General features: G+C 69.2%; 24 protein-coding genes and 1 tRNA gene. 24 read left to right on the forward strand and 1 reads right to left on the reverse strand.

Annotated features, from left to right (window positions below; all coding sequences use genetic code 11):
* The 13 genes from HUS56_RS13245 to HUS56_RS13300 all read left to right on the forward strand — a co-directional run bounded on the left by HUS56_RS13245 (nt 1) and on the right by HUS56_RS13300 (nt 13,771).
* Nucleotides 1-1,320: a hemolysin family protein gene (locus HUS56_RS13245; RefSeq protein WP_173923911.1), complete on the forward strand. Its 1,320-nt coding sequence runs from the start codon at nt 1-3 to the stop codon at nt 1,318-1,320.
* Nucleotides 1,295-2,206 carry a GTPase Era gene (gene era, locus HUS56_RS13250; RefSeq protein WP_173923912.1) on the forward strand — a complete coding sequence of 304 codons (912 nt, stop codon included), beginning with the start codon at nt 1,295-1,297 and terminating at the stop codon, nt 2,204-2,206. Before HUS56_RS13245 ends, era begins: the two co-directional genes overlap by 26 nt.
* 70 nt (nt 2,207-2,276) lie before the next feature.
* On the forward strand, nt 2,277-3,473 hold the full coding sequence (locus HUS56_RS13255; RefSeq protein ID WP_173923913.1) for a sensor histidine kinase: 1,197 nt from the start codon (nt 2,277-2,279) through the stop codon (nt 3,471-3,473).
* Nucleotides 3,470-4,150 (forward strand): response regulator transcription factor, encoded by a 681-nt coding sequence (locus HUS56_RS13260; RefSeq protein ID WP_173923914.1) that lies wholly within the window; start codon nt 3,470-3,472, stop codon nt 4,148-4,150. The genes HUS56_RS13255 and HUS56_RS13260 overlap by 4 nt, the downstream gene beginning before the upstream one ends.
* Before the next feature lie 445 nt (nt 4,151-4,595).
* Complete coding sequence (locus tag HUS56_RS13265; RefSeq protein WP_173923915.1) at nt 4,596-5,357, forward strand: ABC transporter ATP-binding protein; 762 nt, start codon at nt 4,596-4,598, stop codon at nt 5,355-5,357.
* On the forward strand, nt 5,354-6,754 hold the full coding sequence (locus tag HUS56_RS13270) for an ABC transporter permease (RefSeq protein ID WP_173923916.1): 1,401 nt from the start codon (nt 5,354-5,356) through the stop codon (nt 6,752-6,754). The genes HUS56_RS13265 and HUS56_RS13270 overlap by 4 nt, the downstream gene beginning before the upstream one ends.
* Nucleotides 6,755-6,889: 135 nt before the next feature.
* Nucleotides 6,890-8,668 carry a 2-isopropylmalate synthase gene (gene leuA / locus HUS56_RS13275; RefSeq protein ID WP_173923917.1) on the forward strand — a complete coding sequence of 593 codons (1,779 nt, stop codon included), beginning with the start codon at nt 6,890-6,892 and terminating at the stop codon, nt 8,666-8,668.
* Nucleotides 8,669-9,102: 434 nt separating this feature from the next.
* On the forward strand, nt 9,103-9,840 hold the full coding sequence (recO, locus tag HUS56_RS13280; protein WP_173923918.1) for a DNA repair protein RecO: 738 nt from the start codon (nt 9,103-9,105) through the stop codon (nt 9,838-9,840).
* Nucleotides 9,837-10,649, forward strand: coding sequence for an isoprenyl transferase (locus HUS56_RS13285; protein ID WP_173923919.1), 813 nt, complete (start codon nt 9,837-9,839; stop codon nt 10,647-10,649). Before recO ends, HUS56_RS13285 begins: the two co-directional genes overlap by 4 nt.
* A 70-nt stretch (nt 10,650-10,719) precedes the next feature.
* Nucleotides 10,720-11,460: a hypothetical protein gene (locus HUS56_RS13290; RefSeq protein ID WP_173923920.1), complete on the forward strand. Its 741-nt coding sequence runs from the start codon at nt 10,720-10,722 to the stop codon at nt 11,458-11,460.
* Between the two features lie 78 nt (nt 11,461-11,538).
* Nucleotides 11,539-12,204, forward strand: coding sequence for a DsbA family protein (locus HUS56_RS13295; protein WP_173923921.1), 666 nt, complete (start codon nt 11,539-11,541; stop codon nt 12,202-12,204).
* Entirely contained in the window at nt 12,201-12,332 is a 132-nt protein-coding gene (locus HUS56_RS17445) for a hypothetical protein (RefSeq protein WP_256368819.1), read from the forward strand. The genes HUS56_RS13295 and HUS56_RS17445 overlap by 4 nt, the downstream gene beginning before the upstream one ends.
* Nucleotides 12,333-12,694: 362 nt before the next feature.
* Nucleotides 12,695-13,771, forward strand: coding sequence for an IS110 family transposase (locus tag HUS56_RS13300; protein WP_173923922.1), 1,077 nt, complete (start codon nt 12,695-12,697; stop codon nt 13,769-13,771).
* 56 nt (nt 13,772-13,827) lie between these two features.
* On the opposite strand, the gene HUS56_RS13305 is transcribed toward HUS56_RS13300, so the two are convergent.
* Complete coding sequence (locus HUS56_RS13305; protein WP_173924595.1) at nt 13,828-14,310, reverse strand: aminoacyl-tRNA deacylase; 483 nt, start codon at nt 14,308-14,310, stop codon at nt 13,828-13,830.
* Between the two features lie 91 nt (nt 14,311-14,401).
* Here HUS56_RS13305 and dusB point away from each other — a divergent pair, with 91 nt between their 5' ends.
* From dusB to HUS56_RS13360, 11 genes are all read left to right on the forward strand, one after another.
* Complete coding sequence (gene dusB / locus HUS56_RS13310; RefSeq protein ID WP_173923923.1) at nt 14,402-15,562, forward strand: tRNA dihydrouridine synthase DusB; 1,161 nt, start codon at nt 14,402-14,404, stop codon at nt 15,560-15,562.
* Nucleotides 15,563-15,564: 2 nt separating this feature from the next.
* A complete protein-coding gene (locus HUS56_RS13315) occupies nt 15,565-16,821 on the forward strand; it encodes a deoxyguanosinetriphosphate triphosphohydrolase (protein WP_173923924.1) in 1,257 nt (418 codons plus the stop codon).
* Between the two features lie 42 nt (nt 16,822-16,863).
* On the forward strand, nt 16,864-18,750 hold the full coding sequence (gene dnaG, locus HUS56_RS13320; RefSeq protein ID WP_173923925.1) for a DNA primase: 1,887 nt from the start codon (nt 16,864-16,866) through the stop codon (nt 18,748-18,750).
* Nucleotides 18,751-18,939: 189 nt separating this feature from the next.
* Complete coding sequence (locus tag HUS56_RS13325; RefSeq protein WP_173923926.1) at nt 18,940-20,574, forward strand: ABC transporter substrate-binding protein; 1,635 nt, start codon at nt 18,940-18,942, stop codon at nt 20,572-20,574.
* Between the two features lie 86 nt (nt 20,575-20,660).
* Nucleotides 20,661-21,755, forward strand: a complete 1,095-nt coding sequence (locus tag HUS56_RS13330; protein WP_173923927.1) for an ABC transporter permease — start codon at nt 20,661-20,663, stop codon at nt 21,753-21,755.
* Between the two features lies 1 nt (nt 21,756).
* Nucleotides 21,757-22,833: an ABC transporter permease gene (locus HUS56_RS13335; protein ID WP_173923928.1), complete on the forward strand. Its 1,077-nt coding sequence runs from the start codon at nt 21,757-21,759 to the stop codon at nt 22,831-22,833.
* Nucleotides 22,830-24,518: an ABC transporter ATP-binding protein gene (locus HUS56_RS13340; protein WP_173923929.1), complete on the forward strand. Its 1,689-nt coding sequence runs from the start codon at nt 22,830-22,832 to the stop codon at nt 24,516-24,518. Before HUS56_RS13335 ends, HUS56_RS13340 begins: the two co-directional genes overlap by 4 nt.
* Nucleotides 24,518-25,378 (forward strand): ABC transporter ATP-binding protein, encoded by an 861-nt coding sequence (locus HUS56_RS13345; RefSeq protein WP_173923930.1) that lies wholly within the window; start codon nt 24,518-24,520, stop codon nt 25,376-25,378. The genes HUS56_RS13340 and HUS56_RS13345 overlap by 1 nt, the downstream gene beginning before the upstream one ends.
* Nucleotides 25,379-25,452: 74 nt before the next feature.
* Nucleotides 25,453-25,525 (forward strand) — tRNA-Asn (locus HUS56_RS13350).
* A 54-nt stretch (nt 25,526-25,579) separates the two neighbouring features.
* Nucleotides 25,580-26,305 (forward strand): AzlC family ABC transporter permease, encoded by a 726-nt coding sequence (locus HUS56_RS13355; protein ID WP_173923931.1) that lies wholly within the window; start codon nt 25,580-25,582, stop codon nt 26,303-26,305.
* Nucleotides 26,302-26,607 (forward strand): AzlD domain-containing protein, encoded by a 306-nt coding sequence (locus HUS56_RS13360; protein ID WP_173923932.1) that lies wholly within the window; start codon nt 26,302-26,304, stop codon nt 26,605-26,607. The genes HUS56_RS13355 and HUS56_RS13360 overlap by 4 nt, the downstream gene beginning before the upstream one ends.
* Nucleotides 26,608-26,626: the final 19 nt, after the last annotated feature.

Consider the following 26,626-nt stretch of genomic DNA (forward strand, 5'->3'; position numbering starts at 1 on the left):
ATGCAGCCGTGGTTCTTCATCGGCGCGGCGTTCGTGCTCGTCGCCTTCGGCGGCCTCATGGCGGCGATCGATGCGGCCATCGGCGTGAGCAGCCGAGCCGATATCACCGACCTGGCGATCGGCTCGCGGGTGCGCCGATCGCTGCTGGCCATCGCCGACGACACCGGCGCACATGTCAACGCCGTCAACTTCGTGCGCATCATCCTGGAGACGACGGCTGCGGTACTCGTCACGCTGGCGTTCGCCTCGTTCCTCGACAACGTGTGGCTCGTGCTGCTCTACTCGGCGCTCATCATGACCGCCGTGTCGTTCGTGCTCGTGGGTGCGAGCCCTCGTGGCGTGGGTCGCGCGCACGCCGCCACGGTGCTGCGCCTCACGGCACCGCTCGTGCACTTCCTCCGAGTGCTGCTGGGGCCGCTGGCCAACGCGCTCGTCGCGCTCGGCAATCGGGTGACGCCGGCCCGCATCCGGTTCGCCGGCGTGTCGAGCGAGGAACAGCTGCTCAGCATGGTCGACGAGGCGGCCGAGCTCGAGGTGCTCGAGCAGGGCGACCGTGAGCTGATCCACTCGATCTTCGAGTTCAGCGACACCGTCGCGCGCGAGGTGATGGTGCCGCGCACCGACATGGTCACCATCGACGCATCCGCGCATCTCGCCCAGGCGATGTCGCAGTTCCTGAAGGCGGGATACTCGCGCATCCCGGTCATCGAGCAGGATGCCGATGATGTGACCGGCATCCTCTACCTCCGCGACCTGGCGCGATTGAGCTTCGAGCGGCCGCTCGACGCGGAGCAGCTGCGGGTCGGTGAGCTCGTGCGCCCCGCGGTCTTCGTTCCCGATTCGATGAAGGCCGACGCCCTCCTCCGGCAGATGCAGCTCGAGTCGAACCACCTCGCGATGGTGGTCGACGAGTACGGCGGCATCGCCGGCCTCGTCACCCTCGAAGACCTCATCGAGGAGCTCGTCGGCGACATCTCCGACGAGTACGATCGCGAGGCAGCACAGGTGGAGGAACTGGGCGACGGCCGGTACCGGGTGAACGCGCGGCTCCCCATCGACGAGCTGGGTGAGCTGTTCGGGCTCGACCTCGACGACGAAGACGTCGACTCGGCGGGAGGCCTGCTCGCGAAGGAGCTCGGCCGGCTCCCGCAGCGGGGCGAACGGGTGACCGTCTCGGGCCTCATCCTCGAGGCGGAACGCACCGAGGGCCGGCGCAAGCGCATCTCGACGATCCTCGTGGAGCGCGACCAGGCCCTGATCGACGCGCAGGCGGCGTTCGAGTTGAACGACTCCGATGGAAGGAACAACCACCGTGACTGAGTACCGCGCCGGGTTCGTCTCGATCGTGGGGCGGCCGAACGTCGGCAAGTCGACGCTCACGAACGCGCTCGTCGGCGAGAAGGTCGCCATCACGAGCTCGAAGCCGCAGACGACTCGGCGCGCCATCCGCGGCATCGTGCACCGGGAGCACGGGCAGCTGATCCTCGTCGACACGCCGGGCCTGCACCGGCCGCGCACCCTCCTCGGCGAACGCCTGAACACGCTCGTTCAGTCCACGCTGGGCGACGTCGACGTGATCGCGTTCTGCGTGCCCGCGAACGAGGCAATCGGCCCGGGCGACCGGTTCATCAACGAGCAGCTCGACCAGTATCCGCGCGCGAAGAAGGTGGCGATCGTGACGAAGACGGATGCCGCGCCGAAGGTCAAGGTGGCCGAGCAGCTGCTCGCTGTCTCCGAGTTGCGCGAGTGGGCCTCGATCATCCCGGTCTCGGCGCCCACGGGGGAGCAGCTCGACGTGCTCGTCGACGAGCTGCTCGCGCTCATGCCCGAGTCGGAGCATCCGCTGTATCCGGCCGAGACCCTCACCGACGAGGACGTGACCGAGCGCATCGCCGAATTCGTGCGCGAGGCGGCGCTCGAAGGGGTCTCCGACGAGCTCCCGCATTCGATCGCCGTCACCGTCGACGACCTCATCGAGCGCGACGACAAAGACCTGGTCGAGGTCTACGCGAACGTCTTCGTGGAGCGCGACAGCCAGAAGGGCATCATCATCGGCAAGGGCGGCGCCCGGCTCAAGGAGGTCGGCGCAACCGCGCGCGAGCAGGTCGAACGCCTCCTCGGCCGCAGGGTCTACCTGGCGCTGCACGTGAAGGTCGCGAAGGACTGGCAGCGCGATCCGAAGCAGCTCGGGCGGCTCGGGTTCTGAGCGTACGACTCGAGGATGATTCCACTCCCGCGGCGGCGAACGTCACCGTGACAGCGCGTACGGTGGATCGGTGCCCACCTCCCTGAGTCGCGCAAGACTCACGACCGACATCGTGCTCGCGGTCGTGTTCGGGCTCGTCTGCCTGCCGTTCGCGTTGCTCGGAAACGTGGTCGACCTCGTGGCGCTCGGCGGCTTCGTCGCGGCCCTCGCCGTGAGGCGGCTCGCGCCCGCCTGGTCGCTCGGCATCGCCTGGGCGGCCGCGATCGTGCAGATGACGGCGCTGCGCGACCTGCAGCTCTACGACGCGGCGGTGCTCGGCGTGCTCTACTCCACGGCCGCGCACGGCGGCCGGATCGTGAAGTGGCTCGGCCTCGCCTCCGCGGGACTCGGTGCGGTGATCGCCACGCTCTACCTGGCGGTGCTGAAGCCGCTGACCGGTGCGACGCCCCTCTACGCCAACCCGTCCGACGCCTTCGGCCAGGCCCTCTGGCTCGGCTTCCTCTTCGTCGCGGCGATCTCGGTGCTCGTGCTCGCATGGACGGCGGGCCTGCTGGCCCGTTCCGTTCGCGACTCGCGCGAGGTGCGTCGTCGCGAGGAGATCGCGACCCGTGAGCGGGCGCTCGTCGAGTACCGGTACGCCGTCGAACAGGAGCGCAACCGCATCGCGCGCGACATGCACGACGTCGTCGCCCACTCGCTGGCGGTCGTGATCGCCCAGGCCGACGGAGCGAGGTTCGCCGCACGCACGCGGCCCGAGGCCGCTGTCGGTGCGCTCGACACGATCGCCGGTGTCGCTCGCGGCGCGCTCGGCGACGTACGAGTACTGCTCGCCGAGCTCCGCCACGACGAGACGGATGCTCCGCAGCCCGTGCTCGACGACCTCGCCGGCGTGCTCGAGCGCGTCGGCGACGCGGGTCTCGACGTGCACTTCAGCGAGAAGGGGGAGCGCCTGCCGCTCGGGACCGGCCACCAGATCGCCGTCTACCGCATCGCGCAGGAGGGGCTGACGAACGCCCTCCGTCACGGTGACACGTCAGCCCCGGTCGACCTCCGGCTGAGCTGGGACGACGGGGGCGTCGATCTCGAGGTCGTCAACGCGATGCGAACGGATGCCGCGCCCGTCGAGTCTCGCGGCATCCGGCATGGGATCCCTGGGATGCGCGAGCGCGCCCAGCTCGCTGGCGGCACCCTCACCGCGGAGGCGGACGGGGACGGGACCTTCCGGGTGCGCGCCCGCATCCCGGTGCAACCGGGGAGCCTCGCATGAGTGCCATCAGCGTGGCGCTCGTCGACGACCAGGCGCTCTTCCGAGCCGGCGTGCGGATGCTCGTCGAGTCGCAGCCCGACCTGCGCGTCGCAGGCGAGGCGGGCGACGGGGCCGCTGCCGTTGACCTGGCCGAACGAGCGCGTCCCGACGTGATGCTCATGGATGTCCGGATGCCGCTGCAGGACGGCATCGCGGCGACCGAGCGCATCCTCGCCGATGCCGACCGCGAGCAGCGCACGCCACCGCGCATCCTCGTGCTGACCACGTTCGACCTCGACGAGAACGCGGCGCGCGCCATCCGCGCCGGCGCGAGCGGCTTCGTGCTGAAGGATGCCGATCCCGAGTTCCTCCTCGCCGCGATCCGCACGGTGCACCGCGGCAACCAGGTGATCGCGGCATCCGCTACCCGTGAGCTGTTCGCGCACGTCGGCCGGGGGAGCGGCCGCCGGGCGGCACCCGCCGCGTGGTCGGAGCTCACGCCGCGGGAGCGCGAGATCTTCGGGCTCGCGGCTCGCGGACTTTCGAACGCCGAGATCGCGGCATCCGAGTTCCTCTCGGAGGCGACCGTCAAGACGCACGTCAGCCGCATCCTCGCGAAGCTGGGGCTCCGCGACCGCGTGCAGCTCGTCGTGTTCGCGTACGAGCACGAACTGCCCCCCGTTCCGGTGGTCGAGTAGCGACGGCCGAAGGCCGACGCGGATCGAGACCCGGACGTGACGTCTCGATACGCGTCGCGCTTCGCGCGGCGCTACTCGACGACCAGGGGGCGTCGTGTTCGCGTACGAGCACGAGCTGCCGGTGGTCGAGTAGCGCCGGTCGGAGGCCGACGCGGATCGAGACCCGGACGTGACGTCTCGATGCGCGTCGCGCTTCGCGCGGCGCTCCTCGACGACCAGGGGCGCGTCGTGTTCGCGTACGAGCACGGGCTGCCCGCCGTTCCGGTGGTCGAGTAGCGACGGCCCGGAGGCCGACGCGGATCGAGACCCGGACGTGACGTCTCGATACGCGTCGCGCTTCGCGCGGCGCTACTCGACGACCAGGTGCCGCGTCATCCTCCAGGATGACGGCGAACCATCCGAGGGCCGGATGCCGCGGCCGACGCGGCTCCGTAGCGTCGACGACATGCAGATACAACCTTCCGACCTGGGCCTCATCGCCCGGGTCACCAACCTCGGCAAGCAGTACGGGCAGGGTGCAGGAACCGTGGCCGCGCTCGACGACGTCTCGCTCGGACTGCGTCGCGGCGAGTTCACCGCGATCATGGGGCCCTCGGGCTCGGGCAAGTCGACGCTGATGCACATCATGGCCGGCCTCGACTCGCCGACCACCGGGCGCGCCTGGCTCGGCGATACCGACATCACCGAGCTCTCCGACACCGCCCTCACCGTGCTCCGGCGTCGCCGGATCGGCTTCGTGTTCCAGTCGTTCAACCTGGTCCCGACGCTCGACGTGCAGGGCAACGTGCTGCTGCCGTTCGAGCTCGACGGCCGCCGGCCGAGCAGAGACGAGCAGGCGTGGATCGACGAGCTCATCGAGGCGCTCGGCCTGGGCGCACGGCTCCGTCACCGGCCGCACGAGCTCTCGGGCGGGCAACAGCAGCGGGTCGCCATTGCACGCGCCCTCGCCACGCGGCCCGACCTGGTCTTCGCCGACGAACCGACCGGAAACCTCGATTCGCGCACCGGGCGTGAGGTGCTCGGCCTCCTCGCGGCGGCGAGCGCCCGGTACGGACAGTCGATCGCGATGGTCACGCATGATCCCGTTGCCGCAAGCCACGCCGACCGCATCCTGTTCCTCGCCGACGGGCGCATCGTGCGCGACGCGACCCGTTCCTCCGCGGAGGAGATCTCGTCGTACATCCTGTCGATGGGGGTCGCGGCATGATCCGCACCCGGTTGAAGGACCAGTGGCCCACGCTGCTCGTCGCCGCGCTCGCCGGCACCTTCGGCGTCGCACTCCTGCATGTGACGGGCCTGCTGGCCGCCGCGATCGCCGCCGACGACGTCACCGGCTCGAGCGACACCGTTGCGATCATGCTCGGCATCGTCGCGGTCGTCTTCATCGTGATCGCCGTGTACGTCAGCGCCGTCGTCACGACGAACACGGTCGCCACGGTTGTCGCCGGGCGCACCAGGCTGATCGCGCTCCTGCGTCTCATCGGATCCAGCGCTCGCGCGCAGCGCATGCAGATCGCACGGGAGGGATTGTTCATCGGCCTCATCGGCGCGGTGATCGGCATCGCCGTGGGCACGGCCGCCGCCATGGCCCTCGAGGTCATCGCGGTCGCGACCGACCTGATGCCCTCCACGGACTACGACTACCTCAACGTCGCGGTCCTGCTCCCTGCCGGAGCCGTCGTCGTCACGACGTGGCTCGCCTCGTGGGTCGGTTCCCGCCGGGTGCTGCGGGTTCGTCCGATCCAGGCGATCGGCGACTCGCGTGAGCACGATCGCGAGGAGCTGGGGCGTCGGCGTGTGCGCAACGTGTCGGCGGCCCTGCTGTTCGCCCTCGGCACTGCGCTGCTCGTCGTCGGCATCGTCTGGGGGCTCACCGAGCCCTACGGCGTGCTCGTCGGCATGGCCGGCGGCATCCTCTCGTTCACCGGTATCGTGCTCGGCGCGCACGTGGTGATGCCGCCCGTGCTGCGGCTCGTCGGTCGCGCCCTCGGCACGTCGCCCGCTGCGCGACTGGCGGCGGAGAACGCCGTGCGCCACCCCGAGCGCAGCTCGCGGATGACGATCGGCATCGTCATCGGCGTGACCCTCGTGACCACGTTCGCCGTGACGATGGAGTCGTATCGCGAGTTGATCCGCGCGGCACAGCGGGCGCAGCCCGAGGTCTATGCGGGCGTCGATGCGATGCTCGACGTGACGGTCGCCGTGTTCACCGTGCTGATCGGCTTCAGCGCGCTCATCGCGGCGATCGGGATGGTGAACACGCTGTCGCTCAGCGTCATACAGCGGACGCGTGAGCTGGGACTGCTGCGAGCGCTCGGCTTCGATCGGCGGCAACTGCGCCGCATGATCGTCGCCGAGAGCGCGGCGCTGACGCTCGCGGCGACCGTGACCGGGATCGTGCTGGGTTTCGGATACGGCTGGGCGGGGGCGCAGTCCCTCCTCGGTGGCGCACAGGGTGAGGGCGTGCTCGTGCTGCCCGGCATCCCGTGGGCGATGTTCGGTGCGCTGCTGCTGGCGGCCGGCGTGCTGACGCTCGTCGCGTCGATCGCGCCGGCGCGGCGCGCGATGCGGGTGGCGCCGGTCGTGGCTCTCGCCGTCGAATAGCGCCGTGTTAGCCTTGACTCGTGCTACGCGGTCTGCTCCTCCTTAGCTGCCGCAGCGAGTCCTAACCCAGGCCTCCCTCGCTGCGGAGTTCGTCGTCGGCTGAAACCCACCCGCAGAGCGAGAAGAGCACACCCCATGAAGAACACCCAGAAGCCGTCGGCGATGCCCGTGCATCGGTATCGCCCGTATCACGAGCAGATCCGGGTCGACCTGCCCGACCGCACATGGCCGTCGAAGCGCATCACCGTCGCACCGCGCTGGTGCGCCGTCGACCTGCGCGACGGCAACCAGGCCCTCATCGACCCGATGAGCCCAGAGCGCAAGCGCATCATGTTCGACCTCCTGGTGCGCATGGGCTACAAGGAGATCGAGGTCGGATTCCCGTCGGCGAGCCAGACCGACTTCGACTTCGTGCGCAGCCTGATCGAAGAGCGCGCGATCCCCGACGATGTCACCATCCAGGTGCTCACGCAGGCGCGCGATCACCTCATCGAGCGCACGTACGAGTCGATCCGCGGCGCCAAGCAGGCGATCGTGCACCTCTACAACTCGACGAGCATCCTGCAGCGCGAGGTCGTGTTCCGCAGCGACAAGCAGGGCATCATCGACATCGCGCTGCACGGCGCACGCAAGTGCCGCGAGATGGAGGTGTCGGTTCCCGGCACGACGGTCTACTACGAGTACTCGCCCGAGAGCTACACGGGCACCGAGCTCGAGTTCGCGGTCGACGTGTGCAACCAGGTGCTCGAGATCTTCGAGCCGACGCCCGAGCGAAACGTCATCATCAACCTGCCCGCAACGGTCGAGATGGCCACGCCCAACGTCTACGCCGACTCGATCGAGTGGATGAGCCGGCACCTGAACCACCGCGAGAACGTGATCCTCTCGCTGCATCCGCACAACGATCGCGGCACTGCCGTGGCGGCCGCCGAACTCGGCTACATGGCGGGAGCCGACCGCATCGAGGGATGCCTGTTCGGCAACGGCGAGCGCACCGGCAACGTCGACCTCGTCGCCCTTGGAATCAACCTGTTCACGCAGGGCATCGACCCCCAGATCGACTTCTCCGACATCGACGAGGTGAAGCGCACGGCCGAGTACTGCAACCAGCTGCGCGTCGGTGAGCGCAGCCCATGGGCGGGCGACCTTGTCTACACGGCGTTCTCGGGGTCGCACCAGGACGCGATCAAGAAGGGCTTCGAGGCCATGGATGCCGAGGCGGCCCGTCGCGGCATCCCGGTTGACGATCTCGAATGGGCGGTGCCGTACCTGCCCGTCGACCCGAAGGACCTGGGGCGCAGCTACGAGGCGGTGATCCGGGTCAACTCGCAGTCGGGCAAGGGCGGCGTCGCGTACCTGCTGAAGACCGACCACGCGCTCGACCTGCCCCGCCGGTTGCAGATCGAGTTCTCGGGCGTCGTGCAGGCCAAGACCGACGCCGAGGGCGGCGAGGTCACGAGCGACGAGATCTGGCGCATCTTCACCGATGAGTACCTGCCGGCGCCCGAGGATCGCCCCGACGAGAAGTGGGGCCGGTTCGAGCTGCTGTCGCTGCGCACCGAGAGCGATCTCACCGGTTCGGTGCGCGTCCGCGTCGGTCTGCGCGACGGCGAGGAGCGCGTCGAAGCCGACGGCACCGGGAACGGCCCGGTCGCGGCGTTCCTCTCGGTGCTGGGGGCCGAGGGGGTAGACGTGCGTGTGCTCGACTACAGCGAGCACGCCCTCTCCGCAGGCGGCGACGCCCTCGCTGCGGCGTACGTGGAGTGCCAGGTCGGCGGTCGCACGCTGTGGGGCGTCGGGGTCGACGCGGACATCTCGACCGCGTCGCTGAAGGCGGTCGTGTCGGCCGTGAATCGTGCGCTCCGCAGCGCACAGGTCGAAGTCGTCGACGAGCGCCAGGTCGTCGGCGTCTGAGGCCCCGTCCGGTGGTCGAGTGGCGCCCGCCGGAGGCGGACGCGTATCGAGACCCGGCTGCGTCTCGATATGCGTCCCGCTTCGCGTGGCGCTACCCACGCCCCGTCCGGTGGTCGAGTAGCGCCCGCCGGAGGCGGACGCGTATCGAGACCCGGCTGCGTCTCGATACGCGTCACGCTTCGCGTGGCGGCGGCTGCGTCTCGATACGCGGCGCGCTTCGCGTGGCGCTACTCACGCCCCGTCCGGTGGTCGAGTAGCGCCCGCCGGAGGCGGACGCGTATCGAGACCTGGTTGCGCCTCGATATGCGGCACGCTTCGCGTGGCGCTACTCGACGACCCGGACGGCAGCGCGGCATCCGTGCAGCCCCTCGCGTGATCGAGCCGGTGCTCGGCCCGCCTCGGCGCTGCCGCACGGCCGCGCGGGATAATGAAGGGTGCCCGTCTACCGAGATGAAGCCGTCGTGCTGCGCACCCACAAGCTGGGGGAGGCCGATCGCATCCTCACGCTGCTGACCAAGCGGCACGGCAAGGTGCGCGCCGTCGCCAAGGGCGTGCGACGCACCGGGTCGAAGTTCGGGGCACGGCTCGAGCCCTTCATGGTCGCCGACCTGCAGCTCTACGAGGGCCGCAGCCTCGACGTGGTGACCCAGGCGGACTCGCTGGGATCGTACGGAGCCGAGATCACGCAGGACTACGCGTCGTACACCGCGGCGAACGCCATGGTGGAGGCGGCCGACAAGCTCACCGAGGCCGAGGGGTCGCTGCAGCAGTACCTGCTGCTCGTGGGTGCACTCCGCTCGCTCTCTCGCGCCGAGCACGGAGCGAGCCTGACGCTCGACTCGTACCTGCTGCGCGCCCTGGCACTCGCGGGCTGGGCGCCGAGCTTCCAGGACTGCGCGCGCTGCGGCAGGGTCGGCGAGCACACAGCCGTCGTCGTGCAGCTGGGCGGCGTGGTGTGCGACGACTGCGCGCCGCCCGGAACGCCGCGTATCGCCCGCTCGACCGTCGCACTGCTCGGCGCTTTGCTCGCAGGCGATTGGGGATACGCCGAGGCCTCGCTGGCCGGCGATCGGAGCCAGGCGAGCGGCATCGTCGCGGCCTACACCCAGTGGCACCTCGAGCGCGGCCTTCGCTCCCTGCCCCACGTCTCGAGAGAAACGACGACCTCGTGAGCCCCAAGCCCTACACGCATCGCGACGCGGTGCCGTATCGCCCGCTCGACTGGACCGGCCTGTACCCGCCGCAGCTGCCCAAGGGCGCTGTGCCCGACCACGTCGCGATCGTCATGGACGGCAACGGGCGCTGGGCGAACGGCCGCGGCCTCACCCGCATCGAGGGCCACAAGGCCGGCGAGGCGGCGCTGCTCGACGTCGTCGCGGGGGCGGTGCAGGTCGGGGTGAAGCACCTCTCGGTCTATGCCTTCTCGACCGAGAACTGGAAGCGCTCGCCCGACGAGGTGCGGTTCCTCATGGGCTACAACCGAGACGTGCTGCATCGTCGCCGTGACCAGCTCAACGAGTGGGGCGTGCGAATCCGGTGGGCGGGGCGCAGGCCGCGTCTGTGGCGCTCGGTCATCGACGAGCTGCAGTACGCCGAGCGGCTCACGGCGGGAAACGACACGCTGACGCTCACGATGTGCGTGAACTACGGCGGTCGCACCGAGATCGCCGACGCAGTCCGCTCGATCGCCGACGATGTGGCATCCGGTCGCCTGAAGCCCTCGGCGGTCACTGAGAAGCAGATCGCGCGGCGCCTGTACGTGCCCGAGCTGCCCGACGTCGACCTGTTCGTGCGCAGTTCTGGAGAGCAGCGCACGTCGAACTTCCTGCTGTGGCAGTCGGCGTACGCCGAGATGGTCTTCCTCGACACGCTCTGGCCCGACTTCTCGCGCACCGACCTGTGGCACGCCATCGCGGTGTACGCGCGTCGCAACCGACGCTTCGGCGCCGCAGTCGACGCGCCCGCACCCGTCATCGTCTGATCGAGCGGATGCCGCCGCGGCGACTTGCCGCGGGGCGGTCGACGATGCATGCTGGCCGCAGGGGGCCGAAGTGGATGCCGGTGAGGGGCGCATTCGCGAGCTGCAACGGTTGGCGTACGGCGCCGATGCGTCGGACGCCGAACGCGCGAGAGCCGTGGACGAACTCGCGCGACTCGCGACACGGGGAGTCGGCGGTGACGGCCCCCGCGACGTCGACCGAGCAGATCCGGGGCGTCGTCCCGAGACGGTCGATGCATCGGATGCCGCCACGGACACGGAATCCGTCGAACCTGCGCAGCACCTGCACGCCACGGGGCGCCGGAGCATCGTTCGGTGGTCGGCCGTAGCCGGCACGATCGGCCTCCTCGTCGGTTCCGCCCTCGGGTGGGGGATCGGCCGGCATGCCTCCATCGATGCGCCGGGACGCGCGACCTCTGCGGCGTCGGAGTCCGCGCCCGCCGGCACGCCGCTCGAGGAGACGGGGCTCCTCGACGTCTTCGACCGGGTGCCGCCGGCCGCAGAGTCGGCGCGCTTCGCCGACGTGGTCGACCCGATCGATCCGGCATCGGTGCGGCTGCTCGCCACCCGCCTCGATGGGCCGGCCGCCTACCTGGCCCGGACGACCGACGGCCAGGATGTCTGCCTCGTCCTGCTGCTGCCGTCCCGTGCACCGCGCAGCGAATGCACCGTCGGGGGGCGCCTTCCTCCCGACGGGTTGACGATCCTGTACGGCGCCCTCGGTTACGGGCTCGCGGCGGCACGACTCGGACCGACCGGAGTGGTCTCGCTCGGCCAGACGGTCGAGTTCTGAGCGCCGGGTCTCGACGGATCACCCTGCTGCCCGCATCGATGGGGAATACCAGGAGAGAAGTATCCGTTTGCATGTATCGTGAGCGAACCAATCAAGATCGACATCTGGTCAGACATCGCGTGCCCCTGGTGCTACATCGGCAAGCGGCACCTCGAGGCGGGCATCGCGGCCCTCGGCGACGAGGCGCCCGAGGTCGAGATCGAGTACCACTCGTTCGAGCTGTCTCCCGACACGCCGCTCGACTTCGAGGGCTCGACGGTCGAGTACCTGTCGGAGCGCAAGGGCATGCCGGTCGCCCAGGTCGAGCAGATGCTCGAGCATGTCACCGCGGTCGCGTCCAAAGCGGGACTCGACTATCACTTCGAGAAGGTCGCCCACACGAAGACGCTCAAGGGCCACGAGCTGCTGCACCTCGCGAAGGCGCACGGTGCGCAGCTCGAGATGAAGGAGCGGTTGCTCAAGGCGTACTTCACCGAGGGCGGCCGGGTGAACCGCATCGAGGAGCTCGTCGGGTACGCAGAAGAGCTCGGCCTCGACCCGGTCGAGACACGCGAAGCACTCGAATCGGGTCGCTACGCCCCCGATGTGCAGGCCGACATCGCCCAGGCTCGCAGGTACGGCATCAACGGCGTGCCCTTCTTCGTGTTCGAGGGCAAGTACGGCGTCTCGGGGGCGCAACCGGCCGAGGTGTTCTCGCAGGTGCTCACCCAGGTCGCCGGCGAGCGCGACGGGGCCGCGGCGTGACCGAGCCGAGCGAGGTGACGGATGCCGCACCCGCACCGTTCACGATGGTGACGGGCGACCCCGCGGCGATGATCTGCGACGGCGACGTCTGCTATGTTCCCGAGGCGCAGGCCCCGGTGACCGAGTAGCGGCGGGCGTAGCCCGACGCGTATCGAGGTCAGGCGTCTCGATACGCGGCGCCTGCGGCGGCGCTACTCGACGACCGGCGAGTCGCGCGTCTCGATACGCGGCGCCTGCGGCGGCGCTACTCGACATTGAGAATGGTGGTGGCGGTCTCGGGCTGGGTCTGACCTGCTACTCGACGGACTCGTTGTGATGTCATTCGGCCGATTTGTCGGCCCTGCTCGGGGCTTGTCGATCACGTCGGTTCGGGAGACCGGGCCGGGCGTGGGATGTGACCTAATAGGACCCTGTCCGCCGACTCTTCAATGTCTTGTCCGCCCGGCCCGGTGCGGTCATCCGATCGATCACTCGAGAGGAGACACCCATCATGCTACCCACCCCGAACGCGCCCGTCCCGGGCACGACTGTCGTCGTCGGTGTCGATACGCACACGGACACCCATCACGCGGCAGTGCTTGATCTGAACGGCCGGCTCGAAGGCGACGCCGCGTTCCCGGCGACGCCGGCCGGTTACCAGGCACTGGTGGACTGGGCCGGCTCGTACGGGATCATCGACCGGATCGGGGTCGAGCTGACCAGCTCGTACGGTGCCGGCTTGACTCGGGCGCTGACCGGTGCAGGGATCCACGTCCTCCAAGTAAACACCACCGACAAGGCCACCCGCGCCCGACGCGGCAAGGACGACCGCAGCGACGCGATCGCTGCCGCGCAGAAAGTCCTCGCCGGGATGGCGACCGCGATCCCGAAGGACACCACCGGTGTCATCGAATCGATCCGGATGCTGACATTGGTGCGGAATTCCGCGGTGAAGTCCCGCACGCAGGCGTTGAACCAGATCAAGGACCTCCTCGTTACCGCGCCCACCCCGCTACGGGAACAACTCCGCCGATTCAGCCTGCCCACGATCGCGAAACACGCGGCCGCACTCCAACCCGACACCGGGCGGTACGCCGATCCGGCACACGCAGCCGAGCATGCCCTGAAACGTCTCGGTCACCGCGTCGCCGCCCTGAACGACGAGATCACCGCCGCAGATCAGGAACTACGCGCCCTGACCACGGCGACCGCACCAACTCTGCTCGCTCGTCCCGGGCTGGGCGTCCACACCACCGCCCAGTTCCTGATCACCGCCGCCGAGAACATCGACCGGATCACCAGCGACGCCGCATTCGCCAGACTCTGCGGAGCCGCACCCGGCCCAGTATCGTCCGGACAAACCCACCGGATGCGACTGCACCGCGGCGGCGACCGGCAAGCCAACCGAGCGCTGCACATGATCATCATCGGCCGGATGAAGAACGACCCCGACACCCGCGCCTACATCACCCGAAGACTCACCGAAGGCCTCTCAAAACGCGACACCATCCGCGCCCTGAAACGCTACGTCGCCCGCCAAGTCTTCAACGACCTCAAAACCGACCTCACCAAGAATCGACATCCATAGGACCATCGACCGGCGAGTCGCGCGGCCTGCGGGGGCGCTACTCGACGACGGGGCCGCTATTCGGGCTCGCTGATGTCGGCGACGGTCGCATCGAACGCCGCGATGAGCCGGTCGGCGTCGACCCAGAGGCTGCGACCGTGCTCGCCTGCGCCCATCGAGATGCGCCGGCCCACGATCGTCTCGTCCACGACGACCGGCCATGCGGTCGTGGAGCCGAGCGGGGTGATCGTGCCACGCTCGTAGCCAGTCGCCGCGAGGGCGTGCGCGGCATCCGGGAGCTGGATCTTGTTGACGCCCAGCAACGCGCGCACCTTGGGCCACGAGATCTTGCGACCGCCGGGCACGAGCGCGAACACGTACGTGTCGTCGCTCTTCTTCAGTACCAGCGACTTCACGATGTCGCCGGGCGTGATGCCCAGCAACTCGGCGGCCTCTTCCAGGCTGCGCGCGGGCGGACGCTCGATGATCTCGACTTCGAGACCGCGGGCCGCGGCGTCGGTTCGCACCCGTTCCGAGCCGGTCAGCGGCGCATCGGCCATGTCGTCCTCCACAGGTCGTCCTCCTCGGAATCCTAGGCGCGCGATCGCGCGCGTGGGCGGGGCGGTCGAGTTCTCTGGGAGAATCGAGGGGATGCCTTCACCAGACACGATTCCCGCGGCCCCGCTCTCGATCGGTGGCATCCGACTCGACGCTCCCGTCGTCCTGGCGCCCATGGCCGGCATCACGAACACGGCGTTCCGTCGGCTGTGCCGCGAGTTCGGCGCCGGGCTCTACGTCTCCGAGATGATCACCTCACGTGCGCTCGTCGAGCGCACGCCCGAGTCGATGCGGCTCATCACCCATCACGAGTCCGAGACGCCGCGCTCCATCCAGCTCTACGGCGTCGACCCGAAGACGGTGTCCGAGGCGGTCACCATGCTCGTTGCGGAAGATCGCGCCGATCACATCGACCTGAACTTCGGATGCCCCGTGCCCAAGGTCACCCGCAAGGGCGGAGGTGCAGCGCTTCCGTGGAAGCGCGGCCTCTTCCGCGACATCGTCGAGGGCGCCGTGCGCGCCGCCGGCGACGTCCCGCTCACCGTGAAGATGCGCAAGGGCATCGACTCCGACCATCTCACCTATCTCGAGGCCGGGCGTATCGCCGAGGGGGCCGGCGTGGCATCCGTGGCGCTCCATGCCCGCACGGCCGCCGAGTTCTACTCGGGCGAGGCCGACTGGTCGGCCATCACGAAGCTGAAAGAAGTCGTGACGAGCGTTCCCGTCCTGGGCAACGGCGACATCTGGTCGGCCGACGACGCCCTGCGCATGGTCGCCGAGACCGGGTGCGACGGCGTGGTCGTCGGCCGCGGTTGCCTCGGCCGGCCATGGCTGTTCGGAGATCTCGCTGCGGCGTTCCGCGGCGATCGCTCGCCGGGCTTCGAGCCGTCGCTCGGGCAGGTCGCCCAGACCTTCCGCCGCCACGCCGAGCTGCTCACCGAGTTCTTCGACAGCGAAGAGCGCGGATGCCGCGACATCCGCAAGCACGTCGCATGGTACTTCAAGGGCTATCCGGTCGGCGGCGAACTGCGGGCTCGGCTCGCCACAGTCGAGTCGCTCGCCCAGCTCGAGGACCTGCTCGGCACGCTCGACTGGTCGATGCCGTATCCCGGGGAGGGCGCCGAAGGTCCGCGCGGCCGGGCGGGCACGCCGAAGCAGCCCGCCCTTCCCGAGGGCTGGCTCGCCTCGCAAGAGCTGGTGGGCCACGATCGCACCACGCTCGTCGACGCCGAGCTCGACACGAGCGGCGGCTGAGGGTGCGCGATCGGCTCTTCGGCGGGTACGACGACGCCGACACCGAACGATGGCTGCCTGAACATCACACGAGCAGGCGCAGCGACTTCGCGCGCGACCGGGCGCGGTTGCTGCACTCCAGTGCGCTCCGGCGGCTTGCGGCGAAGACCCAGGTGCTGAGCCCCACGGCAGGGCTCGACTTCGCGCGCAACCGCCTGACGCACTCGCTCGAGGTCGCGCAGGTCGGCCGTGAGCTGGCGGCGAGCCTCGGACTCGACCCCGACGTCGTCGATACCGCCTGCCTGGCGCACGACCTCGGGCACCCGCCGTTCGGGCACAACGGCGAACGCGCGCTCAACGTCTGGGCAGCAGACATCGGCGGGTTCGAGGGCAATGCGCAGACGCTCCGCATCCTCACTCGGCTCGAGCCGAAGGTGTTCGGCGACGACGGCCGCAGCTACGGTCTCAACCTCACTCGGGCGAGCCTCGACGCGAGCTGCAAGTATCCATGGCCCGAGGCGAGCTCAGTGGTCGATCCGAGCGGGCGTGCGAAGTTCGGCTTCTACCGCGATGACCTCCCGGTGTTCGAATGGATGCGGGCCGGCGCTCCCGAACGACGGCTCTGCATCGAGGCCCAGGTCATGGACCTGGCCGACGACATCGCCTACTCGGTGCACGACTTCGAAGACGCGATCGTGAACGGCTATGTGGATGTCGCGGCGCTCGGCGCACGCGTCGACCACGACGCGCTGGTGTCGTCGATGTTCGAGTGGATCGGCGGGGCCATCCCACATGATGAGCTCATCGCCGCGTTCGACCGGCTCGACTCGCTCGAAGGCTGGCTCGACTCATGGAGCGGCAGCAGGCTCGAGCAGGGGCAGCTCAAGAACCTCACGAGTCAGCTCATCGGGCGCTTCGCGCATGCCGCAACGGATGCCACGCGCTCGGCGTTCCCCTTGGCGAGCCTCATCCGGTTCGATGCCGACGTGGTCGTGCCGCGTGAGATCCAGGCCGAGATCGCCGTGCTGAAGGGCATCGTGGCCGCGTTCGTGATGTCGAAGAACACCCGACAGCCGATCTACGCGCAGCAGCGGCAGGTGCTCACCTCGCTCGCCGACGTGCTGTTCGAGGCGGGCGACCAGCACCTCGATCCGGGCTTCGCCGCCGACTGGAGGGCGGCCGGCGACGACGGCATGCGCAAGCGGGTCATCGTCGACCAGGTCGCGAGTCTCACCGACCAGTCCGCGCTCGCGTGGTACGAGCGGCTGGTGCAGCGATGATGCCGGGTCATTGGTCCCGCACAGAGAACTAGGATGAGGCGCATGGCGGGCCGGATTCGACAGAGCGACGTCGATGAGGTGAAGGCCCGCACGAACATCGCCGATCTCGTCGGCGAGCACGTGAGTCTGAAGCCCGCCGGGGTCGGCTCGTTGAAGGGCCTCTGCCCGTTCCACGACGAGCGAACACCGAGCTTCCATGTGCGACCGCAGCTCGGGTACTACCACTGCTTCGGCTGCGGGGAGTCGGGCGACGTGTACACGTTCCTGCAGCGCATGGATCACCTCTCGTTCACCGAGGCGGTCGAACGGCTCGCCGGGCGCGTCGGCTACGAACTGCATTACGAAGACGGCGGGCCGGCATCCGACCACGGCAACCGTGCGCGACTGCTCGCGGCGAACCAGGCGGCGTGGGAGTTCTTCGTCGAGCGCCTCGGGTCGCCCGAGGCCGAGCCGGGTCGCCGTTTCCTCGGCGAGCGAGGGTTCGACGCCGACGCCGCTCGCCGGTTCGGCGTGGGCTTCGCCCCGAAGAGCTGGGACGCGCTCACGAACCACCTCAGGGCCCGCGGATTCACGACCGATGAGCTCGCGGCATCCGGCCTCGTCTCGCAGGGCGACCGCGGAGTGTACGACCGGTTCCGTGGGCGGCTGATCTGGCCGATCCGCGACGTCACGGGCCAGACGGTCGGGTTCGGCGCCCGAAAGCTCCTCGACGACGACCCGGGGCCGAAGTACCTGAACACTCCCGAGACCGCGATCTACCACAAGGCGCAGGTGCTCTACGGCCTCGATCTCGCGAAGCGCGACATCGCGAAGACCCGCCGGGTCGTGCTCGTCGAGGGCTACACCGACGTCATGGCGTGCCATCTCGCCGGGGTGACGACGGCGATCGCGACGAGCGGCACATCATTCGGGGTCGAGCACATCAAGGTGCTGCGCCGGGTGCTCGGCGACGACTCCGGCGTCGGAGAGGTCGTGTTCACGTTCGACGGCGACGCGGCCGGGCAGCAAGCCGCCATGCGCGCCTTCGTCGAGGAGCAGCGGTTCGCCGCGCAGACGTTCGTGGCGGTCGCGCCCGACGGCCTCGACCCGTGCGACCTCCGGCTTGCGCGCGGCGATGCGGCCGTGCGCGCGCTCATCGAGACGAAGACGCCCATGTTCGAATTCGTCATCAGGCACACGCTCGCGCGCTACGACCTCGAAACGGTCGAGGGCCGCGTCGCGGCGCTTCGGGCGGCGGCCCCCGTCGTCGCCGAGATCCGCGACCCGGCGCTCCGCCCGGGCTACACCCGCGAACTCGCCCGCATGCTCGGCATGGAGCTCGGCGAGGTGACGCGCGCCGTTCGTGGCGCCGGTGGTCGTGGGGTGAAGGTCGCGGGGGAGCGGGGCGGCCAGAAGGCGACCAGCGCGTCAGAGCCTCCGGCGCAGCCTCCGACGGTGATGGATGCGCCCAACCGGCCGTTCTCGATCGCCGACCTGCCGAACGACCCCTCGACGCGACTCGAGCGCGACGCGCTCCAAGCCATGCTCCAGTACCCCGACCGCGTCGGCGCGGATCGGTTGCGCAGCGCCGTCGACAGCCGGTTCGGGAACGCTTCGCTCGCGGTCGTGCGCGACGGGATCGCGTCGGTGCTCGCGTCATCCGACTCGGTCATCCGCGTCGACCGGGTCGTCGAGGAGGTGCCCGCGCCGTTCGCCGATCTCGTCCGGCAGCTCGCCGTCGCCCCGGTGCCGCAGCGCAGCGAGGCCGAGCTCACGGTCTACGTGCAGGGCGTCGTCGGATCCCTCGTGGATCGGGAGCTCCTCCGACAGAAGTCCGAGCTGCTCGGCCGGCTTCAGCGCACGGATCGCTCGGATACGACGACCTTCGCGTCCCTGCAGCGCGCCCTCGTCGAGCTCGAGGCCGAGCGCCGATCGCTGCGCGCAGACTGAGCGGCATCCATTTCGACGGCGCCGCACGCGCTTCGGTTGCGTCCAAGGTTGCACTTCCATAAATATTGCGTCGTGCGGGCCTGCGGCCCCGCAGGTTTCCCGGGCCCGTGTGCTACCTCTGGGGGATACGACAACGCGAGGCGGTTCGCTGCTGCGCGTTTCAGTCCTGACAGGAAGAGGTAGACGGATATGTCATCCGCATCCACGAACCGGCGCCGCGTGATCGTCGCGGCAGCCGGTGTCTCGGTGGCGGCCCTCGCCCTTGCCGGCTGCACGGCTGGCGGCGGCGGGAACACCGAGGGGGCCGGCGGCACGCTGACCATCGGCACCACCGAGCAGATCACGGCACTCGACCCCGCCGGCTCGTACGACAACGGCTCATTCGCCGTCATGAACCAGGTGTATCCGTTCCTCATGAACACCCCGTACGGCAGCCCCGATGTCGAACCCGACATCGCGGAGTCGGCGGAGTTCACGTCGCCGACGGAGTACACGGTCACACTGAAGCCGGGCCTCAAGTTCGCCAACGGCAACGACCTCACCGCATCCGACGTGAAGTTCACGTTCGATCGCCAGCTCGCGATCGCCGACGAGAACGGCCCGTCGTCGCTGCTGTACAACCTCGAGTCCACCGAGGCGGTCGACGACACCACCGTCGTGTTCACGCTGAAGACCGAGAACGACCAGATCTTCCCGAAGATCCTGTCGAGCCCCGTCGGCCCGATCGTCGACGAAGACGTCTTCTCGCCCGACGAGCTCACGTCCGACGACGACATCGTCGCCGGCAACGCGTTCGCCGGCCAGTACGTGATCACGAGTTACGACTTCAACAACCTCGTCGCCTACAAGGCGAACCCCGAGTACCAGGGGCTTCTCGGCGAGGCGAAGACCGAGACGGTGAACGTCAAGTACTACACCGATGCCTCCAATCTGAAACTCGACGTGCAGGAAGGCAACATCGACGTCGCGCACCGCACGCTGTCGGCAACCGACATCGACGACCTGCGCGGCAACGACAACGTGAAGGTCGTCGACGGCCCCGGTGGCGAGATCCGCTACCTCGTCTTCAACTTCAACACGATGCCGTTCGGCGCCACCACGCCCGAGGCCGACCCGGCCAAGGCCCTCGCCGTCCGCCAGGCCATTGCCGACCTCATCGACCGCGACGCGATCTCGGAGGACGTCTACAAGGGCACGTTCACGCCGCTCTACTCGTACCTGCCCGAGGGCCTCACGGGTGCCACCGAGTCGCTCAAGGAGCTCTACGGTGACGGCAACGGCGCTCCCGACCCGGCCAAGGCCGAGGAGCGTCTGACGGCCGCGGGCATCACGACGCCGCTGCCCATCTCGATCCAGTACGTGGCCGAGCGCTACGGGCCGTCGTCGAGCGACGAGTACGCGGTCATCAAAGACAACCTCGAGTCGAGCGGGCTGTTCACCGTGAACCTGCAGTCGACCGAGTGGGTCCAGTACTCCGAGGACCGCGTCGCGGACCTGTACCCCGCCTACCAGCTGGGTTGGTTCCCCGACTACTCCGACGCCGACAACTACCTCACGCCGTTCTTCCTCACGGAGAACTTCCTCGCGACCCACTACGACACCCCCGAGGTGAACGACCTGATCCTCCAGCAGGCCGTCACCGCCGATGAGGCGGCTCGCACCGCCCTCATCGAGGAGATCCAGGACAAGGTCGCGGCCGACCTGTCGACGATCCCGTACATGCAGGGTGCGCAGGTGGCCGTCGTCGGCACCGACGTCGAGGGCGCGGAAGACACGCTCGACGCGTCGTTCAAGTTCCGCTACGCGGCACTCTCGAAGGGCTGACAACGGACTAGAGTCGTTGAAGCTCGACGACGGGGGCGACCTGCTACCGCGGGTCGCCCCCGTTCCCCTGTACCCCTGAGGATCCCATGAGCACTCTTGACACGACGCCCGCGACGGAAGATCTCCCCGCCGCTGGCCGACCGAAGCCGAAATCGCAAGGAGGCGGCTTCGGTCGATACCTGCTGATCCGCTTCCTGCTGATCTTCCCGACCATCTTCATCCTGGTCACCCTCGTCTTCTTCCTGATGCGCACCACGGGCGACCCGATCACCGCCGCTCAGGGTGGCCGGCTCGGACCCGAGGCGCTCGCAGAGCTGCGTGCCGCCGCAGGATTCGACCGGCCGATCTTCATCCAGTACGTCGAGTACCTCGGCCAGATCGCGACGTTCAACTTCGGCGAGACGCTGACCACGAACCGGCCGGTGTTCGAGGTGCTCGCAACCTATGGCCCCGCCACGTTCGAGCTCGTCTTCTACTCGCTCATCGTCGCCTTCGCCGTCGGAATCCCGCTCGGCCTCCTCACGGCGTACTACCGCGACAAGCCGCAGGATGCGGTGTTCCGCGTGCTCGCCATCTACTGGTACGCGGTGCCGGTCTTCTTCGCCGGTCTCATCCTGAAGCTCATCTTCTCGGTCTGGCTGAAGTGGTTCCCCGTCGCCGGGCGCGCGAGCGTGGCCACCGAGCTGCAGATCCAGGCGATGCCGAACAAGACCGGCTTCTACACGATCGACGCCATCATGAGCGGCAATCCCGAGGTGCTCATGGACGTGCTGTCGCACGCCGTGCTGCCGGCGATCGCCCTGGGGCTCCTGACCGCCGGCATCTTCCTCCGGCTCGTGCGCACGAACGTCATCGGCACGCTCGCGACCGATTACGTCGACGCGGCCAGATCGCGCGGGGTGGGGGAGCTGCGGCTCCTCCGCAAGCACGCGTACCGGCCGGCCCTGATCCCGATCGTCACCGTCATCGGCCTCCAGATCGCGCTGCTGCTGGCCGGCGCCATCCTCACCGAGACGACGTTCGAATGGAAGGGCCTGGGATTCATCCTCGTCGAGTTCATCGAGTCGAGGGACTACGTGGCCGTGCAGGGCATCGTCGTCCTGCTCGCGGTGATCGTCGCGGTCACCAACTTCATCGTCGACATCATCGCGGCGTTCATCGACCCGAGGGTGAGGTACTGACATGACCGCGGCATCCGTCACCCCCGCCGCCCCGAAGCGGCGACTCCGCGACCGGCTCCCGGTCATCCACCATCTTCGGCAGAGCGTCGGCCTCCAGCGCGGCATGCTGGTCGCCGGCCTCGTGCTGCTCGCGATCTTCGTGATCTGCGCGATCTTCGCGCCGCTCCTCGCGCCGTACGGGTTCGCGCAGCGGCGCGACGAGGCCGGGTCGTTCGGCACCCAGCAGCCGCCGTCGGCCGAGCACTGGTTCGGCACCACGGTCGGCGGCTACGACGTGCTCTCGCGGGTGATCTTCGGCGCGCAGACCGCGATCCTCGTGGTCATCGTCGCGGTCATCCTCTCGCTCTTCATCGGCGTCGCCCTCGGCCTGTACGCGGGCTACTTCGGCGGATGGCTCGATCGCGTGATGGTCGTCGTGTTCGACGCCATCTACGCATTCCCGTCGCTGCTGCTCGCCATCGTGCTCTCGATCGTCATCTCAGGGGGGCAGTCGAGCCTGTGGGGCGGCGTGCTCGCGGCGGGCGGATCGATCGTCGTGGTGTTCATCCCGCAGTACTTCCGCGTCATCCGCGCCGAGACGGTGCGCATCAAGGCGGAGCCGTTCGTCGAGTCGGCGAAGGTGCTCGGCGCCTCGAACTCGCGGATCGTGTTCAAGCACGTGTTCCGCAACGCGACACGCACGCTCCCGCTCATCATCACGCTGAACTCCGCCGAGGCGATCCTCACGCTCGCGGCGCTCGGCTTCATCGGCTTCGGCATCGAGCCGACCGCCGCCGCCGACTGGGGCTACGACCTGAACAAGGCCCAGTCGGATGTCACGAGTGGCATCTGGTGGACCGCCACGTTCCCCGGCCTCGCGATCGTGCTGGCGGTGCTCGGCATCATGCTCGTGGGCGAGAGCCTCAACGACCTGGCCGACCCGCGACTCCGCAGCCGCCGCCGCATCGCCCAGGCGGCCGGCGAAGTTGCGCAGACCTCCGTCGTTCCGGGCGGCACGCTCGCCGCAGGCCCCGGAGGACTCGGCGGCCTCGAAGACGGGGAATCGTTCGACGAGCACGGAATCGAGGTCAAGCGATGAGCACGGTGCTCGACATCAAGAACCTCGGTGTCTCGTTCTCCACCGACGCCGGGGCCGTGAAGGCCGTCGACGACGTCTCGCTCTCCGTCGAACGCGGCGAGGTGCTCGCCATCGTCGGCGAATCGGGCAGCGGCAAGACCGTGACGGCCAAGACGATCCTCGGTCTGTTGCCCGAGACGGCCACGACGCGAGGCGCCGTGCTGCTCTCCGATCGCGACGGCGAACGCGCGCAGGACGTCATCAGCCTTTCCAAGCAGCAGCTGCGCGAAATCCGCGGCGACGACGTCGCCATGGTGTTCCAGGAGCCCTCCACGGCCCTCAACCCGGTGTACACGGTCGGCTGGCAGATCATGGAGGGCCTGCGAGCGCACAGCTCGATGTCGAAGAAGGATGCTCGCGCCAAGGCGATCGACATCCTTCGCAAGGTGGGAATCCCAGATCCCGAGCATCGGGTCGACCACTATCCGCACCAGTTCTCGGGCGGGCAGAAGCAGCGTGTCGTCATCGCGATGGCGCTCGTGCTCGAGCCGGGCCTCATCGTCGCCGATGAACCCACCACGGCGCTCGACGTCACCGTGCAGGCCGAGATCCTCGACCTGCTGCGCAGGGTTCGCGACGAGTTCGGAACCGCCATCGTCCTCATCACGCACAACATGGGCGTCGTGGCCGACCTCGCCGACCGCGTCGCAGTGATGTATCAGGGCAAGGTCGTCGAGGAGGCCGACGTGAGGTCGCTCTTCGCGGCGCCGAAGGCCGACTACACGAAGGCGCTGCTCGCCGCCGTGCCGTACGTCGGACATGGCACCGTGCGTGCCGCGGAGCGAGCGGCCGAGCGCCCCGAGGGCTGGGCGCAGCAGCCGCCGGTGGTCGAAGCTCGTGGTCTCGAGATCGTGTATCCCGGACGCTTCGGTCGCGAGGGGTTCCGTGCCGTCGACGGCGTCGATCTCGTGATCCGCCCGGGCGAGGTGCTCGGCCTGGTGGGGGAATCGGGTTCGGGCAAGACCACCATCGGGCGCGCGATCGCCGGGCTCACGAAGGTGACCGGCGGCTCGCTGAAGGTGCTCGGCGCCGAGATGCACGGCATCCGCGAGCGCGAGTTCCGACCGCTCCGCAGCCGCATCGGCTTCGTGTTCCAAGACCCCGCGTCGAGCTTCAACCCGCTGCTCACGATCGGCGAGTGCGTGGCCGAGCCCCTCATCATCCACGGACATGCGAAGGATGCCGCATCGGCGCGCACGCGCGTCGACGAGCTCCTCGAGGCCGTGCAGCTCCCGAAGGCCTACGGCGATCGGTTCCCGCATGAGCTCAGCGGCGGCCAGCGCCAGCGTGCCAGTCTCGCGCGGGCGCTCGCGCTCGGGCCCGAACTGCTCATCGCCGACGAGCCCACCTCCGCGCTCGACGTGTCGGTGCAGGCTCGCGTGCTCGAGCTGTTCGGCGAGCTGCAACTCGAGTTCGGCTTCGCCTCGCTGTTCATCAGCCACGACCTCGCCGTGGTCGACCTGCTCGCCGACCGCATCGCGGTGCTGTATCGCGGTCGACTCGTCGAGGAGGGAACGGGCGTCGAGGTGCTCGGAGCACCCGAAGACGAGTACACGCAGCGCCTGCTGGCATCGCTGCCGGTGCCCGACCCGATCGCCCAGGCCGAACGACGAGAGGAACTGCGCCGACTCCGGGAGGCGGTGTGATGCGGGGAGCAGCCGCACACGGTTACCCGATCGTGCTCAGCGACCTCACGCTGGAGTATCCGGCGCACGGTCCGAGCCCGGCTCACGTGGCGCTGCACGGGCTCTCCTTCACGATCGCGCCGGGTGAGGTGGTCGGCCTCCTCGGCAGTGCCGGCAGCGGCAAGTCGACGCTCGCGAAGGTCCTCTCCGGAATCGCCCTCGAACAACGGCAGGGTGAAGTACAGCCCGTGATCACCGGCGGCGACGCGACCGTGATGGGGCAGAGCCTCCGCAAGTTGCCGAAGCGCCGTCTGCCCGAGTACCGCTTCCACGTCGGGTACCTCCCGCAGGATGCCGCGGCGAAGCTGCCGCCCGATCTCACCGTGTCGGAGATCGTCGCGGAGCCGATCCTGGAGCGCGACCGGCGCTACAACCGCCGCGCGCTGACCACTCGCGTCGCAACCATGATCGACGGCGTGCGGCTGCCGCTCGGATTCCTCGAGAAGTTCCCGTACGAGCTGAGCGGCGGGCAGCGGCAGCGCGTCGCGCTGGCACGGGCGCTCGTGCTCGGCCCGTCCGTCCTCGTCGCCGACGAGCCGACCGCGGGCATCGACCTCACGGTCCGTGACGCGGTGGCGCAGCTCATCGGCGAGCTCCGCGAGCGGCACAACTTCTCGGCGCTCATCATCAGCCACGACCTGCCGGTGCTGCGTCGCACGGCCGATCGCATCGCCGTGCTCGATCGTGGCGAGCTCGCCGCGCTCGGCACGATCGATGAGGTGTTCGAGGACCCGCGGCATCCGTACGTCATGGCCCTTGCCGGTGCGCTCGACGCCGGGCACGCGGTGATCGACGACCTCGAGGAGGGCCCATCGATCTGACGCTCGGCGAGTGGGTGGCGCCGATTGGGAGTTCCCCACGGTGCTTTGCTAGAGTGTCTCTGCTGAGCAAGCGATCCTCCATAGCTCAATTGGCAGAGCAATCGGCTGTTAACCGATAGGTTCTTGGTTCGAGTCCAAGTGGGGGAGCGGGAAAGGCCGCCCGGTTATCCGGGCGGCCTTTGTTCGTTGCAGGAGGGATTCGTGGAGAACCAGGCGACGCATCCCGCGCCCGAGCGCACTGCCGACGCGTCGCGGGTCGCCGTGCGCGACAGCCTCGCCGTCGGGATCGCCACGGCCGCCTACGGCATCTCGTTCGGCGCGCTTTCGGTGGCGGCCGGGCTCGACATCTGGCAGACGTGCTTCCTCAGCCTGGTGATGTTCACCGGTGGCTCGCAGTTCGCGCTGGTCGGCGTGCTCGCAGGCGGCGGAACGGCGGCCGGGGGTTCCGCGATCGCGACCGCCGGAATGCTCGGCATCCGCAACGTGGTCTACGGAATGCGGATGAAGCCCGTGGTCGATCGAGGCGGGCTGTTGCGCCGCGTCGCCGCCGCCTGGGTGACGATCGACGAGTCGACGGCCGTCGCGCTCGCTCAGCCCGAGGAGCGGTCGGCTCGAGTGGGATTCTGGGTGACCGGCGTCGTCATCTTCGCCGGGTGGAACCTGACCACGCTCGCGGGCGCCCTCATCGGAGACGCGCTCGGCGACACACGCGCGTGGGGCCTCGACGCGGCCGCGGCCGCGGCCTTCGTGGGGCTGCTCTGGCCCCGGCTGAGGCGCTTCCAGGCCGGAGCCGTGGCCGTCGCCGCTGCGGTCGTCGCCACGATCACGATCCCGCTGCTCATGCCCGGCCTCCCGGTGCTCGTGGCCGCGGCAGTGGCGGTGGTCGTCGGCTGGTTCAACGTGTTCTCACGGCGGAGCGACGCATGACGACCTGGCACATCATCCTCCTCGCTTCGGCCGCCACCCTGGCGCTCAAGCTCGGCGGGTACTTCGTCCCGGCCGGATTCCTCGAGCGCGAGCGGCCCGCTCGCATCGCCGACCTGCTGACGGTGGCGCTGCTGGCCGCGCTCATCGCCGTGCAGACGCTCGGTGCCGGGCAGGCGGTCGTCGTCGACGCGCGCGTGCCGGCCGTGGTCGTCGCTGCGGCCCTCTTCGCGCTGCGGGTGCCATTCATCGTCGTGGTCGCCGTCGCCGCGCTGGTGGCCGCCGGCATCCGCGCCTTCACCTGAGCTGCCCAACCTGTCAGTC

It is taken from the genome of Agromyces sp. Marseille-P2726 (assembly GCF_902809835.1).
Classification (GTDB): domain Bacteria; phylum Actinomycetota; class Actinomycetes; order Actinomycetales; family Microbacteriaceae; genus Agromyces.